The sequence below is a fragment of the Agrobacterium sp. ES01 genome, assembly GCF_050320885.1.
Taxonomy (GTDB): domain Bacteria; phylum Pseudomonadota; class Alphaproteobacteria; order Rhizobiales; family Rhizobiaceae; genus Allorhizobium.
Genome location: NZ_JBNQTH010000004.1, coordinates 456906 through 470696 on the forward strand (window position 1 = coordinate 456906; position 13791 = coordinate 470696).

Sequence of the window (13791 nt, forward strand, 5' to 3'; positions counted from 1 at the left end):
ACTTGTTAGAATTTTATTCACTATGTAGAAAAGGTGTGGTGAAGTGTGGCGATAATGCCATGGTGTTACCGCATTTTGCATTCATCTGAGGGACGGGACGTCATCTTCAGACAACGGGGACTGAATTGCAGGGACGGCATGAGACTAGAGCGCCATTTGTATCATTTCGGCGCGATGATCTGGCTGTGAAGCGATGCGCTGCCGCAAGGCTGCTGTGTGGCTTCATGTTTGCGTTGTTTGCGTTTGCCACCGTTTTCGGCAATCCCACGCAGGCTTCCGCTGCCGAAACCCGCTCCTTGAAAATCCTGTTCGTGCATACCGGCGAAAAGGCCAATATCGTCTTCAAGCGCAACGGTCGCTACGACGCCAAGGGCCTCAAGCAGCTCAGCAATCTTTTGCGCGACTGGCGCCGCAACGAGCCGACCAAGATGGATCCGCGACTGTTCGATCTGTTGTGGGAAGTCTACCGTCAGTCCGGCGCACGTGATTATATCTATGCCGTGTCCGGATATCGTTCGCCGCAGACCAATGCGATGCTTCGTTCCCGCTCCAAGGGTGTTGCGAAGGAAAGCCAGCATATGAAGGGGACGGCGGTCGATTTCTACATTCCCGGCGTGCCTTTGAAACGCCTTCGTGAAATCGGCATGAAGATGCAAGCTGGCGGCGTTGGCTACTACCCTAATTCGGGATCTCCATTCGTGCATATGGATGTTGCAGGCGTGCGCGCCTGGCCGCGCATGTCGCGGTCGGAGCTGTCGCGTCTTTTCCCTGATGGCAAGACGCTGCACATTCCGTCTGACGGCAGGCCACTGCCGGGTTATCAGCAGGCAATGGCCGAATATAAGAGGCGCGTCGCGTCGAACACAGTCGTGATTGCCGACGGCGGTGGCCGTTCCAAGCCGAAAAACCTCTTTGCCATGCTGTTTGGGGGTGGTGACGAGGATGAAGAAGAAGATGTCGTGACGCCGGCAGAACGTCCGACCTTTGTCTCGAACAACCCGCCGGGTGTCGCGGCACCGCCGCCGCCAGTGCTGGCACCCGCGCCGCCGGCCCAGGCCATGGTTGCCTCGCTCGATGCGCCAGTGCCTTTGTCGCGCCCGTCGCTCGGGTCGTCCAATGGGGAAAGCCTTGCCGTTGCGCTCTATTCGCCGGCACGTAGCGCCGCCGAAGATGCCTTGACCCAGGTCGCTGCCGCAAGTCCGGTTGAGCAAAAGGGCGACGATTTCACCGATCTGTCGAGCTATCAGATTCCGGTGCCCACGCTTCTTGGTCCACGCGGCATGCGCGGCGATGCACAGCCTGAGGTCATGACCGCGTCTGTCGCGTCCGATATGATCGTGCCGCAGAAGGAAGAGATGCTCGGTATTCCAGTACCAAGCGACCGTCCGTCTGTTGCCGAAGCGCTTGAGACCGCCAATGTCGGCGCAGAAGAAGCCGAGGCCGATGCGGTCGAGCAGGCCATTCTGTCGCCGGAAGCCGCTGAAGCCATGGCCATGGCCGAAACCGGTTCGCAAGCCTCTGTTGCGACCTATGTCGTGGTGCCACCGGAACCGCGTCCGGATCGCAAGGCCGAAAAAGTTCAAACGCAGATGGCGTCGCTGACACCGCCTGTGCCTGCCAAGCGCGCAGTGGAGTTCGGGGACGGGTTCGATACGCCGAAGCCTTCGTCAGCCGGTCTTCAGGCCGGGCTGCCGACCAAGGGTGCGCGTCCGACCGAGAACGAGGCCGATGTGGCGCGCATGGCAATGTATGGCGGCACGTCGCTTACCAAGAAAATGATCTCGGAATGGGCGCTGAACAACTCTCATAATGTGAGCAGCAGCAAAGCCTTCAAGGCGCCACGCGTGGTCACGCGTTCGCTGACGGCAGCTCCGGCTGAAACCTATTCGGTCGGCTTCGAGAGCGAGCCCGTCGAAATCGATCCCGGTCGTTTCGGTTCGATCAAGAAGAACTGACCCCTTCGAAATTCAGTTTGAAGACAAAAAAAGACCCGCGAAAGCGGGTCTTTTGACATCGTGTAACCTTCGGACTGCAATCAGGCAGAGGGATCTTCCGGCGGGCTTTCGATCATGCCGAGAGCATGCAGGTAAGTATCGAGGATCAGGTCCTCTTCCATGCGCTCCTGATCGTCCTTCTTGCGCAGCGCGATCACCTTTTTCATGATCTTGGTGTCGAAGCCCATGGCCTTGGCTTCGCCGTAGACGTCCTTGATGTCGTCGGCAATGGTCTTCTTTTCTTCTTCGAGGCGTTCGACGCGCTCTACAAAAGCGCGAAGTTGGTCGCGAGCGACGCCATGAGCAGCATCTGACATTCGGTTCTCCTGTACGTGGATAAAATTTGTGGCCGTGACCTGCCGTGAAGCGGGGGCCGCGTCAAGCCTTTAGCATGGGAAAGATGGCTATTCTTCGCGCGGCGCGTTTTTTTCGAAGGCGGCCTTCTGGTCACTCGAGGCCTCGCTCTGATGGATTGCCTTCCATTCCTCATAGGGCATTCCGTAGACCATGGTGCGGGATTCCTCGCGGGTGATCTCCACACCCTCGACCTTTGCTGCATCCATATACCAGTTGGAGAGACAGTTGCGGCAAAAGCCGGCGAGGTTCATGAGGTCGATATTCTGCACATCGGTGCGCTCGCGCAGATGACCGAGCAGACGCCGGAAGGCCGCCGCTTCGAATTCGATCTGCTGTTGTTTGGTAAGGTCGGTCATGGGTTTGTCCAATCAGTCTGTGTAGGGGCCCGTCCGTGAAGGATGAACCTCATATCGATGCAAGGCTTCCTCAGCATTGAGCGCGGCAAAAATCGGGTACAGGCGGTCAGCCCAGGCGGCAATGCCAGCCTCATCGCCGATCAGGTCCTGCCGCACTTCCAAAAGTGCATGCGGTATGCCCTTGATCATGCAGTGTCGATACATTGTATCGCCCTTCAGGGCGCCGTCATAGGGCTCGTTGTCGCCGACCACGATGTCGCCCGGCGCGCTCAGCAGATCGAGAAAGCGGTGAGCGACCCGGCCATCACTGTCCCACAGTACTGTGGCATGCCAGGGGCGGGCTTGCCCTTTCCAGGCGGGCGTGAAGGAATGCACCGACAGCACCAGAGGTGCCTTGCCTGTGGCGGCGGCTACGGCGTCGATGGTGTCTGCGACCGCGTTATGATAGGGGCGGTGATAGGACTCGATCCGATGTTTCCACTCGGTCTCGGTGATCGGATGGTTTGCCGGGATGACCGCGCCGTCTGAAATCTTCATGATGAGGGTCGGATCATCCTCGCCGCGATTCGGGTCGATCAGCAGGCGGGAGAAGCAGCTTAACACTGCTGGCACGCCCAGTCTGGCTGCGAGCGCACGGGTCAGCCCCTCCACGCCGATGTCATAGGCTATGTGGCGTGAAAAGGCGGTGTCGGGCAGTCCGAGTTTACCGTAGGCTGGCGGCACGGCGTTCATGGCATGGTCTGCGAGCAGGACCAAACCTCTGTCACAATCGCCGGGTACCAGTTCGAAGGGAACGAAATCTTGCATGGGAATCTGGGGTTTTCGCCAAATGGAATGAGCCTCTGTCTGATCGCATGCAGGATCGTGTCGCGCAAGCAGTGTGGAGGCCGCGATTATGACAATATCGGGCGTCAAGCATCTGTGTAGCATTATAATCGATTAGACTTACGTTGACTTTCTTGGCCTATCGTCGCAAGAAAGCTCATGACGAACAACCGGGGAGCCCCTTCGGAAACCGTGTCGAAGCAATCATCAAAACACTCGTTTTTTTCGCCGAAGCGCCTGCTCAAAGGCGGCCTGTTTGCCGCTGTTGCAGCTGTTGCTCCTATGTTTTTTGCCGATTCCGCCTTTGCTGAATTCAGGGTCTGCAATGGTACCCAGAATTTGGTCGGCGTAGCCATTGGCTACCGCGCATCGGAGGGTTGGGTCACGGAAGGGTGGTGGCAGGTTCCCGCCTCGACCTGTGCGACACTGATCGAAGGGGAGCTGCAGTCCCGCTACTACTATCTGTACGCAGAGGATGCGGCCCGTGGTGGCCGCTGGACTGGCGACGTTAATATGTGCGTGGCCGAAAACGAATTCAAAATCGCTGGTGTGCAGGATTGTTTCGCACGCGGATATCAGCAGATGGGATTCAAGGAATATGACACCGGACGCCAGGGAAGCTGGATGGTCCAATTGTCCGACACACCAGGCACCCAAGAAGGCCAAAATTGATGAAGCGTAACCGCAAAGTAAAAATCCTGGCCACACTCGGCCCGGCATCCTCCGAAGAGGAGATGATCCGGAAACTGCATGAGGCCGGCGCGGATCTTTTCCGCATCAACATGAGCCATGCCAGTCACGACATGATGCGCACCCTGATCAAGCGCATTCGCTCTGTCGAAGAGCAGTGCGGCCGTCCGATCGGCATTCTGGCCGACCTGCAGGGTCCCAAGCTGCGCGTTGGCAAGTTCAAGGACACGACTGTCGAACTGACGCCCGGCCAGACATTCACGCTCGACAACAAGGATGAGCCCGGCGACAACAAGCGCGTTTTCCTGCCGCACCCGGAAATTCTGGAAGCCGTCAATGTGGGTGACCGTCTGCTGATCGACGATGGCAAGCTCGCTTTGCGCGCAGAAAAATGCGACGGCAAGAGCATTGTCACGACGGTTGTTTCCGGCACCAAGATCTCCGACCGCAAGGGCGTGAGCCTTCCAGACACCATCCTCTCCACCGGCGTTTTGACCGACAAGGACCGCGCTGACCTCGACGCGGTTCTGGCCACCAATGACGTCGATTGGGTGGCCCTGTCCTTTATCCAGCGCCCGGAAGATCTGGCTGAAGTGCGCAAGATTGCCCGCGGTCGCGTTGGCCTCATGTCCAAGATCGAAAAGCCGCAGGCGCTCGAGCAGATCGAAGAGATCATTGCATTGTCCGACGCGCTGATGGTTGCCCGTGGCGACCTTGGCGTTGAAATGCCGCTGGAGCGGGTTCCCGGTATCCAGAAGCAGCTGATCCGCGCCTGCCGCCGCGAAGGCAAGCCGGTTGTTGTTGCAACGCAGATGCTGGAATCGATGATCACTGCGCCGGTTCCGACCCGTGCGGAAGTCTCTGACGTTGCAACCGCCGTGTTCGAAGGCGCCGATGCCATCATGCTGTCCGCTGAATCGGCCTCCGGTCAGTATCCGGTTGAAGCCGTCTCGACGATGGCGTCGATTGCGGCGACCGTCGAGCGCGAGCCGCATTATCCGGGCATCATCTATGCGCAGCGCGCCCAGCCGGAGGCAACGGGCGCCGACGCGATTTCGCTGGCTGCCCGCCAGATTGCCGAAACGCTCAAGCTGCAGGCTATCGTCTGTTACACCTCGTCTGGCACGACCGGCCTTCGTTCGGCGCGCGAGCGTCCTGAGGTTCCAATCCTGGCGCTGTCGCCCATCATCCAGACGGCACGCCGTCTCTCGGTTGTCTGGGGCCTGCATTGCGTCGTGGCCAAGGAGCCGACCGATCTCGACGATATGGTCAATCGCGCCTGCCGGATTGTTGTCGAAGAAGGTTTTGGCAAGCCCGGCGACCGCGTGATCATGTCGGCAGGTGTTCCGCTTGGCACACCCGGTGCGACCAATATGCTGCGCATCGCCTATATCAGTGCAGACGGCCAAAGCGGCGTCTGACAAATTCAATTCAGGCGGCATGGCCGATCAGTCGTGCCGCCGAAGTTTGTTCATAATCCCACTTAAAATTAGATGGCCTTGCCAGCCTCCCTTCAGGGGTGGGGTGCTGGAAAGCCATGGCGTTCGGACAGAGCGGCCAGGATCTTGTCCTTGTCATCGATGAAGGCGATGCCCTCATGCGTTCCAGTCTGGTGTGGCGATGTCTCGCCTTTCGCCAGGATCAGCAGGGGAAGCACCTGATGTGCTTCGCCAAGGAGGGCGACGACCTCCAGCCGTGGTCTCGGCCAGGCAATACGCTGGACATCTAATCTGGATGCCAGTTCGGGAAACGAGACCAGAACCCCTTCCATCAATGCACAGTGCCAGCAGTAAAAGCGTTGGCCGGGATAGGCCGGATCTTCGAAATCCGGACGCAATAGGAACAGTTTGTCTCTGGTCACAGGCAAGTCTCCCGATAACTCCGTATTGAGGAAGCCTATGCCCACACAATGACCGGCATGGCAACTGCGCTTGGGTGCCTTATGGCTGCGAAGTGACCTGCACTTCCAGCTCAGCTTCGCGTGCCAGGGTCTGAAGATCGCGTGGCTTTCCAGCGATGCTTTCGATTGCCCCTATGGCGAGCCCTGTCACGGCGTAATCGGGTTTGTGACCGACATTGTGGATCCAGAGCAGTTGCGCGCCTTCTATGTCGTCGGCAAGGCCCTTGGAGTGGATGTTGGCGAGAACCACATCGTCACTGTCTCCGGTAATGATGACGGTGGGTGTCTTGATCTCCTTGTAGCGTGGCGAGAACCGCGTGACATAATCGTTCAGATTTACGACATCAGCTGAATTGGCAAGGAATGCCGACGGCCTCAAAACGAGTGCTGGACCAGCCTCATCAATGTAATCAACCGGCATGGGATTGGGCGAAAACACACTGACGGTTGCCGGCTTCAACATCGTCATGCCGGCGTTCAGCGCCACCGTGTAGCGAAACAGCGGGCCGATCACGGGTGCGGTGGCCACATGATAGTACCAGGCAACACCGCCCGGCCAGGGATGGGTGGCTGGCGACAGAAAGAGCAGGCCTGTTGTTTTTTCCGGATGAAGCACGGCGAAACTCGCCGCAATGGCGCCGCCGAAGGAATGGCCGACGATGATTGCGCGCTTTATACCCTTCTCGTCCATCAGTTTGGCGATAGCAGCCGCCTGACCGTCGGGATAATCGTTTTGCGGCCCGCCGCGCTCCGAGTAACCATGGCCGGGGCGGTCGACAAACAGGAGTTCGGCACGCCCCCCCCCAGGGGCTTCCTGAACGCGAGCGCCTGGTCTCTCAGATTGCCGCTGGCACCGTGAATGAAAACGATGGGCGGCAGATCGGCATCCGGGCCGGCGGGGATGTGAAGCGCGTTCATCTGCATATCGCCCAGATCGGTCAGAGTGCCGATATTGGGGTAGCGCGCTTCAATCGCATGGGCACGCCAGATGGTCAGGATGATGCTTCCGATGATGAGGAGAATGAGGGCAGATACTGCCCATAGAAGATAAGTGGTCATTTTTGCCATACGCACTCGCAAGGTTACTTATCGTCTACGCAACCGCGCGCCTTCTGGATCTGTCATCGGGTTGAGGGAGCCAGAAGGGGGAGGGGCAAATGGGAGGTCAGGTGCGGTTTCCGGCCAGTTTTTCCGAAAGTTTGGTGACGACATTCTGTGCGTCGCGGTCTGCCGGATAGATTTCCAGATATCGCTGCCAGGCGCGCAATGCCATTTCGTCCCGGTCGGTCTCGACGAGAATGGCCGCCATGCCGGCCAGGGCACCGAAGTGACGCGGCTCGATCGCCAGGACCTGGTTAATGTCTTCCATGGATTTGCGGTATTCGCCCATCGTGTAATGCAGCGTTGCACGCCTGTTCCATGAACCGGCAAAATCGGGCTTCAGCACGATGGCCTGATTGAGGAAATCGAGTGCGGCGGCGTTGCGGTTTTCCTGGATAGCCTCAACCGCCCATTTCATCAGCAGATTGACGGTTGCACTGTCTGAGTCGGCCCAGCGGGTGAAGATACGCTTTGCCAGGGCCTGCGCCGATTCGGGGTCGCGGTCGCGCTTGAGTTCGACGAGCATCTTGTCGATGCCCTCGACTGCATCGCTTTCAACGTCGACCTCGGCCTGCTGCTCGATGACCGGTGCCTGCTGCGGTTTCGGCATGTCCTGCATGGGCCCGTCGCGCTCAAGCGGCAGCTCAGGCACGGTCTCCGGTTCCACAGGCTGGAATTGCGCCAAGGCAGCGAAGGCGGGAAGGGCGAGGCAGAGTGTGAAAGTGGTCAAACGAAAATAGCGCATGTGGGATATGGTAATCCACATGCGCTATCTTGCAATTCAATTTTACGCGTTCACCACAACCAATCCTCTGATTGGCTGAAGCATTCGCCCTTTGCCAATCAGCCCTGACGAGCCTTGAAGCGTGGGTTCAGCTTGTTGATGATGTAAACACGACCCTTGCGGCGAACCAGACGATTGTCGCGGTGACGGGCCTTAAGTGCTTTCAGCGAATTCTTGATCTTCATTTTACTGATCCGCAATGGTTGCCGGCGAAATCATTGTCGAAAACGCCAGGGGTCATAGACATTCAAAAGCGCGCCGTAGCGCGCTCGTTTGAGGTTGCAGGCAATTACCCCGGTCTTGCCCTCCGTGTCAACCGGGGGCGGCGGATTTCCCGCCGAAAGCCGGGATTTATGCCTGTTTCAGGGCCGTCACATGGCCCATCTTGCGGCCGGGCCGCGCTTCCGCCTTGCCGTAAAGATGAACAAGGACATTCTTTTGGGCGAGCCAGGCAGGCACTGATTCCATATCGTCGCCAATGAGGTTGGTCATCACGCAGTCGGAGTGCCGGGACGGATCGCCGAGCGCAAGGCCCATAACGGCACGTATATGCTGCTCGAACTGAGAGACTACACAGGCGGCTTCCGTCCAGTGGCCGGAATTGTGAACCCGCGGAGCGATCTCGTTGGTGATCAGGCTGCCGTCTGCCAGAACGAAGAACTCGATCCCGATGACGCCGACGTAATCGAGTGCTGCAAGAAGCTTCTCCGCTGCGGATGCTGCCGTCTGGGCTGTGGCGGCCGTTATAGTGGCGGGAACGGTCGAGGTGTCGAGGATGCCGTCCCTGTGGACATTTTCCGCAGGGTCGTAGCATGCCACTGTGCCATCCGGCGCACGGGCGGCGATGATCGACATCTCGCGCTCGAAGGCGACAAAGCTTTCGAGAATGAGTGGGACGCTTCCAAGAGCGTCGAAGGCACCGGCAGGACTGTCCGATGCGGAGCGGAAAACACGCTGCCCCTTGCCGTCATAGCCAAGCCGCCTTGTCTTCAGCACGCCCTGTCCGCCGAAATCGGCAAGAGCTGCTTCCAGATCTGCCTGACTGTCGACGGCGTGGAAACGTGCGGTCGGAAGACCGCTGGCATTGAGGAAGCGTTTTTCGACGAGCCGGTCCTGGGCGACTTCCAGCGCCTTCGGGGGCGGGTAGACCGGCACCAGATTCGCAAGCGTTGTTGCGGCTTCCACCGGTACGTTTTCAAATTCATAGGTGATCACGTCGCAGGCCTCGGCCAGTTCCCGCAATGCGGCGGGATCGTCATAGGCGGCCGTAATCTGGCTATTGGCCGCTTGTGCTGCAGGGCAATCGACCTGCGGTTCCAGAATGATCGTGCGGACGCTGAGGCGGGCAGCGGCCATTGCCAGCATGCGGCCAAGCTGACCGCCGCCGATAATGCCCAGTGTCTTGATTGTCATAGGGTATCGTCCACCGGATAATCTGCGACCGAAGAGCTTTGCCTGTCGATCCAGTCGTCGAGGCGCTCGGCGATATCCGTGTCATTGAGGGCCAGGACGCGGGTTGCCAGCAAGGCCGCATTGATCGCGCCTGCCTTGCCGATTGCAAGCGTGCCGACGGGTATGCCGGCCGGCATCTGCACGATCGAATACAGGCTGTCCATGCCAGACATGGTTTTCGATTGAATGGGCACACCGAAAACCGGAAGAGGAGTCAGCGAGGCCGTCATGCCGGGAAGGTGAGCCGCGCCACCGGCGCCGGCGATGATGACCTTGAAGCCTTCTTCGCGCGCAGTCTTGGCAAAGGCATACATACGGTCCGGAGTGCGGTGGGCAGAGACAATGCGCGTCTCGTAATCAACACCCAGCGCGTCCAGCGTATCGGCGGCATGTTTCATGGTTTCCCAGTCGGACTGGCTTCCCATGATAATGGATACTGGCGGCTGCTCTTCGTTCATGCTTGGCCCTTCTTCGGTCATGCGATGATGTCGGGGATGATCTGGTCCTCGAGCTGCGAAAGCTTGTCCTTGATGACGAGTTTCTTCTTTTTCATGCGCTGTATGCGCAAGGCCTCGCAGCCAACCTTGATCATTGCGTTGATCGCGGCGTCGTAATCTTCATGCTCCTGGCGTAGCTTCGCTAGCGCCAAACGCGAATCCGCCTGTTCCTGATCGGACATCTTTCCTGTTCCCATTCCAGCTTCACGTCTGTTTTCAGGCGTGCCGAATATTTGCGCAAGCTCCTATCATCAAATAGCGGTAACGGGAAGTTATCCTTGTTCGCGAATTTGGGGCCTCGAATCCACTGTTTGGCCTTCGACAAAACACATTCTTCGTGTCACATTACATTCGCAAACCCTGAAACTCCCGCGATGGATTGCGGGAGGAATATAGAAGGAAGGATGTGTCGAATGACAATTCACGCTCACATTGCATCTCTAGAGAAAAAGCATGGTGCTCTTGAGGAAAAACTCAACGATGTTCTTGCGTCACCCTCCGCCGATGATACCGAGATTGCCTACCTCAAGCGTATGAAATTGCGTATCAAAGATGAAATGCAGCGTTTGAAGACGTCTACGCGTCACTAGTCGAGTTTTGCGGCCGGCCTATGTTTGGCCGCATGAGATGATCGTTAAGCGCCCCGGTTGCCAATGCGGCTTCCGGGGCTTTGTTTTGTCTGGAAAGCTGAACGTGATTCGCAGGTATGATTCGCTGTTCGCAGAATTTCGTCCGCCGCAACGGGACGTCAGGCCCAGAACTGATCGAGCCAGATGTTCATCTTGTCGAAGCCCTTCGCATTCACGGAATAGATGCGGCGTGTGCCGTCGGCCTCGACGGTGACGAGGTCACATTCCAGCAGTGCCTTGAGGTGCTGGGACACCGCCGGACGGCTGATCGGCAGGCCCCTGGCGAGGTCATTGACCGTTTTCGGCGCGCGACGAAGCTCCTCCAACAGATGGCGGCGGTTCGGGTCGGCAATGGCCGAGAAGGGGTCCGTGTTCGTCATCCCCCAAATCTAGGGTAAAGAGGGATTTTCAGCAAGCGTATTTGTGCGTCGCAGCATCGTTGGAGCAGACGAAAGAATGCGCGACTAAAAGCCGGCGCCATCCCAAATCAGCTTGATGGCTGTGAGCGACACCATTCCGTACATAAGCGGGTAAAACGTCGTCGGCTTCATCCACTTGACTACCTGTGCGCCCATCAAGGTGGAAACCAGCGCGACCGGAAAAAGAAAAGCCGACAGGGTGATATTCTGGGTGTCCAGTTCGCCCAGGGCGAAATAGGGGATAACCTTGATCAGATTGACGATCGCAAAGAAGCGGACACTGCAGCCAGTATAGGTCTTTGGATCCAGCTTCAGTGGCAAAGTGTAGATCTGGAAGGGCGGTCCGCCGGCATGAGCGACAAAGCTGGTATAGCCGCAGATCGTGCTCCAGAAGGTTGCCAGCACCGGCTTGTGTTCGCTTGGCGGAGCCTGACCCTTTTGCGGGCCAAAGGTCTCGATCAGATAGCGCAGCACAAAGATCAGCGTGATCAGTCCCAGAACGAGGCGCATGGCATTGGCCGAGATCATGTTGGATGTTGCCCAGCCAAGGGTGATGCCGATCAAGGCGCCCGGCAACAATATCAAAAGTGTCTTGCGGTCGTTGTAGTGACGCCAGGCGAACAGCGCGACACCATCCATCACCAGAAGGATCGGCAAGAAGATGGCTGCGGCCTGCATTGGCGGCACCGCCATGGCGAGAATCGGCACGCCCATCAGGCCAAAAGCGCCGCCAAGGCCGCCCTTTGACAGGCCGACGAGAGCGACAGCGGGGATGGCTGCAAGGAAGAATGCGAGGTCAGGAAGCATTTGTTTCTGTTGATCCGTTTGCCGGACCGGTCTATCGGAAATGTTTGAACGACACGAGAGTAGTTTTCGCAATGTGCGAAACGAATAAGGGCAGGAGCACAGAATGACCAGACCAGACAAGCGCTGCCGACTGGTGCTGATCACGCCTGATGTGACGGACGCCAAGGAAATTGGGACTGTTGTCGCAGAGGCATTGAAGGGCGGAGACGTCGCATCGGTGATCATCCCGCGCTACGGTTTGAACGATCAGGAGTTCCAGAAGCATGCGGAAGCTCTGGTGCCCTTGATTCAGGAAGCCGGCGCTGCGGCGCTGGTCGTTGACGACAGCCGGGTCGCCGGACGGGCAAAGGCCGATGGTATGCATGTCTCGGGCAATGCGGCGGCGCTTGCCGAGGCCGTCGAAGCTCATACGCCGAAGATGATTGTCGGCGGTGGCAATGCCAAGGAGCGTCATGTCGCGCTTGAAATGGGCGAGGCACAGCCGGATTACATCTTCTTTGGCAAGCTCGACGGTGACATCAAGCCTGAGGCGCATTCGAAGAATCTCGCCCTTGCCGAGTGGTGGGCCGACATGATCGAGATTCCGTGTATCGTCATGGGCGGGACCGATCTGTCTTCCGCCGTGGCGGTGGCCGAGACGGGCGCGGAGTTCGTTGCCATGCGGCTGGCTGTCTTTGCCGACGCATCCAAAGCTTCGATGGCGGTTGCCGAGATTAATGCCGCGCTTGACGAAAAAGCGCCACGGTTTGGCGCTTGAACCGGCGTATGATCATACGCACTGCTCCCAGAATTGCCTTTTTTGTCGCAGCCCTTGCCTTGCAGGGAGTTTTGTCCGGATCGGCTGTGTCGGCACAAGAGGCCGATCCGGCGATTACGCGTGGCGCAGATGACGCTGTTCCGCTGGAGCGAAGTGGCCGGGCGAGCAGACCTGCGGGAGACGTGACTTCCGAGACCAAGGCTGGGCCAGTTCTGAATGAAAGCAACGGCGGTACTGGCGGGGAGGCGCCTGCATCGGGCATTACGCTGTTTGAGCGCATGGGCGCGCCCTTGCCTGATCTGCCGCCGGAAAAGACCTATGAAGGTCCAGTCGACGACGCCTATGGCGCCTATCAGCGCGGTCTGTATCTGACGGCAATCGACAAGGCACTTCCGCGAGCGCAGCTCGGCGATCCGGCGGCACAAACCTTGATTGCAGAACTGATGTCGCAAGGGCTTGGCGTCAAGCGCGATACCAAGGGTGCCGCCTTCTGGTATTCTCAGGCAGCAGCCGGCGGGTATCCCGCCGCCATGTTCAAATATGCCATGCTCCTGATGCAAGGCCGTGACGTCAAGCGCGACAAGGCCAAGGCCGACGAATACATGAAAAAGGCTGCCGATGCCGGTAATGCCTCGGCGCAGTTCAACTGGGCGCAGACGCTTGTCACCGACAATCCGGGCCAGAAGGGGCTTGAGCTCGCCTTGCCCTATTATGAAAAATCCGCCGATCAGGGTATTGCCGATGCACAATATGCTGTGTCGCAGCTCTATCGCACGATTATCGACCTTCCCGAGGAAAAGAGAGCCCAGGCGCGCAGCTATCTCGCGCGCGCGGCCAAGGCCGGATTCGACACAGCCCAGCTCGACATGGGCATCTGGCTGGTCAACGGCATTGGCGGGGAGAAAGACTATGATGAAGGATTTCGCTGGCTGAGTATTGCTGCCAACCGGGGCAATGTGGTCGCGCAAAACCGGCTTTCGCATCTCTATATCAATGCGCTTGGCACACGGCCCGATCCGGTCGAGGCTGCGAAATGGTATGTGCTGTCGCGCCGGGCCGGCTTGAAGGATACCTCGCTTGAGGACTTTTATCTGGGCCTGACCGACGATCAGCAGAAGCAGGCGATTGATCGCGCAAACCGCTTTCGCGTCAGCTAAGTCAGGCTAATTGCCGACCCCATATGCCTGTTCAGGCAATGCGCATAGCCTTGCCCCTTGAATTGC

Annotated in this window: 19 protein-coding genes; 6 read left to right on the top strand and 13 right to left on the bottom strand. The window is 58.4% G+C overall.

What is annotated here, in order from left to right:
- Window positions 1-224: 224 nt before the first annotated feature.
- The gene (locus ACQQ2Q_RS14985; protein WP_428187898.1) at window positions 225-1955 is read left to right on the top strand and encodes a DUF882 domain-containing protein; all 1731 of its coding nucleotides are present in this window, start codon (window positions 225-227) and stop codon (window positions 1953-1955) included.
- An 80-nt stretch (window positions 1956-2035) separates the two neighbouring features.
- Here ACQQ2Q_RS14985 and ACQQ2Q_RS14990 read toward each other — a convergent pair whose 3' ends face one another.
- From ACQQ2Q_RS14990 to ACQQ2Q_RS15000, 3 genes are all read right to left on the bottom strand, one after another.
- Window positions 2036-2311 carry a DUF2312 domain-containing protein gene (locus ACQQ2Q_RS14990; RefSeq protein ID WP_428187899.1) on the bottom strand — a complete coding sequence of 92 codons (276 nt, stop codon included), beginning with the start codon at window positions 2309-2311 and terminating at the stop codon, window positions 2036-2038.
- Window positions 2312-2398: 87 nt separating this feature from the next.
- A complete protein-coding gene (locus ACQQ2Q_RS14995; protein WP_428187900.1) occupies window positions 2399-2707 on the bottom strand; it encodes a DUF1244 domain-containing protein in 309 nt (102 codons plus the stop codon).
- Between the two features lie 12 nt (window positions 2708-2719).
- Entirely contained in the window at window positions 2720-3514 is a 795-nt protein-coding gene (locus tag ACQQ2Q_RS15000; RefSeq protein WP_428187901.1) for an N-formylglutamate amidohydrolase, read from the bottom strand.
- Between the two features lie 300 nt (window positions 3515-3814).
- On the opposite strand from ACQQ2Q_RS15000, the gene ACQQ2Q_RS15005 reads away from it, so the two are divergent.
- Window positions 3815-4204: a DUF1036 domain-containing protein gene (locus ACQQ2Q_RS15005; protein WP_428187996.1), complete on the top strand. Its 390-nt coding sequence runs from the start codon at window positions 3815-3817 to the stop codon at window positions 4202-4204.
- Entirely contained in the window at window positions 4204-5643 is a 1440-nt protein-coding gene (gene pyk, locus ACQQ2Q_RS15010) for a pyruvate kinase (protein ID WP_428187902.1), read from the top strand. Before ACQQ2Q_RS15005 ends, pyk begins: the two co-directional genes overlap by 1 nt.
- Before the next feature lie 92 nt (window positions 5644-5735).
- On the opposite strand, the gene ACQQ2Q_RS15015 is transcribed toward pyk, so the two are convergent.
- The 8 genes from ACQQ2Q_RS15015 to ACQQ2Q_RS15050 all read right to left on the bottom strand — a co-directional run bounded on the left by ACQQ2Q_RS15015 (window position 5736) and on the right by ACQQ2Q_RS15050 (window position 10138).
- Window positions 5736-6083 (bottom strand): DUF3088 domain-containing protein, encoded by a 348-nt coding sequence (locus ACQQ2Q_RS15015; protein WP_428187903.1) that lies wholly within the window; start codon window positions 6081-6083, stop codon window positions 5736-5738.
- Between the two features lie 79 nt (window positions 6084-6162).
- Window positions 6163-6906, bottom strand: coding sequence for an alpha/beta fold hydrolase (locus ACQQ2Q_RS15020; RefSeq protein WP_428187997.1), 744 nt, complete (start codon window positions 6904-6906; stop codon window positions 6163-6165).
- Complete coding sequence (locus ACQQ2Q_RS15025) at window positions 6813-7190, bottom strand: hypothetical protein (protein WP_428187904.1); 378 nt, start codon at window positions 7188-7190, stop codon at window positions 6813-6815. The genes ACQQ2Q_RS15020 and ACQQ2Q_RS15025 overlap by 94 nt, the downstream gene beginning before the upstream one ends.
- Before the next feature lie 97 nt (window positions 7191-7287).
- Window positions 7288-7977 (bottom strand): hypothetical protein, encoded by a 690-nt coding sequence (locus ACQQ2Q_RS15030; RefSeq protein ID WP_428187998.1) that lies wholly within the window; start codon window positions 7975-7977, stop codon window positions 7288-7290.
- An 89-nt stretch (window positions 7978-8066) separates the two neighbouring features.
- On the bottom strand, window positions 8067-8192 hold the full coding sequence (gene ykgO, locus ACQQ2Q_RS15035) for a type B 50S ribosomal protein L36 (protein ID WP_062584498.1): 126 nt from the start codon (window positions 8190-8192) through the stop codon (window positions 8067-8069).
- Window positions 8193-8358: 166 nt separating this feature from the next.
- Window positions 8359-9420, bottom strand: a complete 1062-nt coding sequence (locus ACQQ2Q_RS15040) for a 5-(carboxyamino)imidazole ribonucleotide synthase (RefSeq protein ID WP_428187905.1) — start codon at window positions 9418-9420, stop codon at window positions 8359-8361.
- Entirely contained in the window at window positions 9417-9917 is a 501-nt protein-coding gene (purE, locus tag ACQQ2Q_RS15045) for a 5-(carboxyamino)imidazole ribonucleotide mutase (protein ID WP_428187906.1), read from the bottom strand. The genes ACQQ2Q_RS15040 and purE overlap by 4 nt, the downstream gene beginning before the upstream one ends.
- 17 nt (window positions 9918-9934) lie before the next feature.
- Window positions 9935-10138: a YdcH family protein gene (locus tag ACQQ2Q_RS15050; protein ID WP_428187907.1), complete on the bottom strand. Its 204-nt coding sequence runs from the start codon at window positions 10136-10138 to the stop codon at window positions 9935-9937.
- Between the two features lie 231 nt (window positions 10139-10369).
- Here ACQQ2Q_RS15050 and ACQQ2Q_RS15055 point away from each other — a divergent pair, with 231 nt between their 5' ends.
- Complete coding sequence (locus ACQQ2Q_RS15055) at window positions 10370-10546, top strand: YdcH family protein (protein ID WP_428187908.1); 177 nt, start codon at window positions 10370-10372, stop codon at window positions 10544-10546.
- 158 nt (window positions 10547-10704) lie between these two features.
- Here ACQQ2Q_RS15055 and ACQQ2Q_RS15060 read toward each other — a convergent pair whose 3' ends face one another.
- Window positions 10705-10965, bottom strand: coding sequence for an ArsR/SmtB family transcription factor (locus tag ACQQ2Q_RS15060; RefSeq protein ID WP_428187909.1), 261 nt, complete (start codon window positions 10963-10965; stop codon window positions 10705-10707).
- 84 nt (window positions 10966-11049) lie between these two features.
- Window positions 11050-11811, bottom strand: coding sequence for a sulfite exporter TauE/SafE family protein (locus ACQQ2Q_RS15065; protein ID WP_428187910.1), 762 nt, complete (start codon window positions 11809-11811; stop codon window positions 11050-11052).
- A 103-nt stretch (window positions 11812-11914) separates the two neighbouring features.
- On the opposite strand from ACQQ2Q_RS15065, the gene ACQQ2Q_RS15070 reads away from it, so the two are divergent.
- Together ACQQ2Q_RS15070 and ACQQ2Q_RS15075 are read left to right on the top strand one after the other, a co-directional pair.
- Window positions 11915-12568, top strand: coding sequence for a thiamine phosphate synthase (locus ACQQ2Q_RS15070; RefSeq protein ID WP_428187911.1), 654 nt, complete (start codon window positions 11915-11917; stop codon window positions 12566-12568).
- A gap of 8 nt (window positions 12569-12576) precedes the next feature.
- Window positions 12577-13725, top strand: a complete 1149-nt coding sequence (locus ACQQ2Q_RS15075; RefSeq protein ID WP_428187912.1) for a tetratricopeptide repeat protein — start codon at window positions 12577-12579, stop codon at window positions 13723-13725.
- The last annotated feature ends 66 nt before the right edge of the window (window positions 13726-13791 follow it).